The following is a 2029-nucleotide window of genomic DNA, read 5'->3' as shown; positions in this document are numbered from 1 at the left end:
GCGAAGCCGCCATAAATGACAACGAAGTAGTTGAAAATCGAAGTATACACAGCGCACCTCCGCTGAAGATCTTACAGCGTTTACAAAAGTTCTACACAAGCCTGTACATTCATTACATAGATTTTTTGACACACAGCGAGAGCCCGTGAAAAAAATGGGTCACGAAATCAGAAATATGAATTATAGAAAATACAAAATCAAAAAACGCGCGGACCCCCGCCGTTGCACGGTGAATGGATCATCTTTAAAAAATACATTACAGAAGTAAAGCACGGCCTCCCGCTGAAGTAATGAAGCGGCACAGTGCGCTGGACTGCGATCCCTCTGCACGCCGGTTAACGAGAAAAGGAACGTGGCGGCTTGACACCTTGCTCTTGCATCTTCTAAACACAGCGCGGATCGGGGCCTCCGCGCTTCTGTGGGCATTACAGACGTCACTTAAGGGATATAGAGGTGAGGAACACGGCAGAGAAATGCCGCGCGGATGATTTACATAGAAGGGGGCCCCAGATGGCGTCTATCTTCACGTGATCGGCTGGGCTGGAGCTCTGCCATCGGCAGGAGCGGCACCTACTCTGCAACACTGCGAGGCTTTTAAGCCATTCGCCGCCTGAAGCGGTCGCCGAGAGGCGGGGAGAGCCACACTTTAAATGGACGTAGGGATCGCTGTTGGCTCTTCGGTTTTTGCATATAGAGAGGCGCAAAACTCGAATTTATATTAGGTCGTTAAATCACCTAGGCTGTTTCATGTCCTGTACCCCGCGTGCTCAACGCCGTGAGTGTCATTAGAATGCCTCTTTAAATGCCGCGGGGTTGCCAGTGCATGAGGGGTTGCTTTGGCCCCCTCGGTGGACATATGTGGCTGACGTGTCTGGCTGGAACCTGGTGGGTCCTCATACAACATTCACACAATAATTTTTATACATCAGCGTATATCATTCCATGTTCGGCGCGGTTATACGAGAATTAGTGCAGGTAGTTGAGGTCGACACCTTGCCAATGTACCTTGCAACAGTCTGGCTGTACGCCTTGACGAATGATGGCCACAATACGCCGCTTGTAAACTATATAGATACGAGGATGATTGCCTGCAGGCTCCTAGAGCTGTTGAGGGTCGTGGACTACGTGGTGCAGAGGTGCAACTTGAGAGAGGTGAACGAGAAAATCCTTGAAAACATCGGCAGAGAGATGCGCTTCCGGGTTAAGAGATGCCCCAACTGCACGGCTGAGGAAAGGTACGCCGAATCGGATTTCGAAATTCTGCTTGAGATCCTGCCGGCGTCTCTGCTCATGCAAAAGGCGTGATGCGCGAAGAAGCTCGGCATCCCGCTGAACGTAAGAGTGCCGTTATAACCCTCCGAGACAGAGCGCTCTTTGAGAGACTACAGTGCCTCCTCCCCCGACCTGGCATGCCGTGGGACGAACTGCTCAAACGCTTCATCGAACAGCCAAGCAAGGTGTCGATCAAGAAGCTGGCCAAGCTTGAGCGAAAGATAGCGGAGCTCGAAGCCAAACTATAGTATATAATTACTAAAGGTCGTCGAGTGGGACGTAGTAACTGTAAAAGAGGCTGTGGAAGTTGGGGGTTGCGACGCCCGGCCATACATCGCTGTAATGATCCCCGCCAGGCTGGAGGAGGACGGCGAGTACCTAGCATCTGCTGAGGGCTCCTCTCCGCAGGACGGCGAGGGGGAGGGCGGTGCCTCTTTCGAGGTCGTCGCATCCTCCGACAAAATATTTGAGGTGGTTGTGGAGCTGGCGAAGAATAACAGGGGCTGTTTCCGCTTCTCCGGGTTAGCAAGACAGTCTGGCAAGTGGCTAGGCGGCATTGTAAGAAAAGAGGAGAACTTATACTGCCTACAGACCCGGTAAACCCCCGCCTTTTCCCCTCCCCCTACTTTCGTTTTACAGCGGTTTTACCTGCTGATTTGCGGCGCAGAGAGTCGATTGACTTAAATACCTGCCAGCGCCTGCTTACATGAGCACTAAGGGGAATCAACTCGTAAAGCAGATCGAGGGGCGGCAGGCT

The 2029-nt window shown here is 52.2% G+C and carries 2 protein-coding genes; both read left to right on the top strand.

Annotation, left to right across the window (positions count from 1 at the left end; all coding sequences use genetic code 11):
• Positions 1 to 942 precede the first annotated feature (942 nt).
• Positions 943 to 1305 (top strand): hypothetical protein, encoded by a 363-nt coding sequence (locus ACP5J3_RS13710; protein WP_428496196.1) that lies wholly within the window; start codon positions 943 to 945, stop codon positions 1303 to 1305.
• A 267-nt stretch (positions 1306 to 1572) separates the two neighbouring features.
• Positions 1573 to 1872 (top strand): hypothetical protein, encoded by a 300-nt coding sequence (locus tag ACP5J3_RS13705; RefSeq protein ID WP_428496195.1) that lies wholly within the window; start codon positions 1573 to 1575, stop codon positions 1870 to 1872.
• Positions 1873 to 2029: the final 157 nt, after the last annotated feature.

Origin of the sequence: Pyrobaculum sp., from assembly GCF_049971835.1 — an archaeon.
Classification (GTDB): Archaea; Thermoproteota; Thermoprotei; order Thermoproteales; family Thermoproteaceae; genus Pyrobaculum.
Note: the sequence above shows the minus strand (reverse complement) of the source record. Positions and strands in the feature narration are given on the sequence as shown.

Excerpts from the sequence above, each read along its gene's own strand:
- ACP5J3_RS13710 (WP_428496196.1), top strand. The coding sequence starts at position 943 with ATGTTCGGCGCGGTTATACGAGAATTAGTGCAGGTAGTTGAGGTCGAC.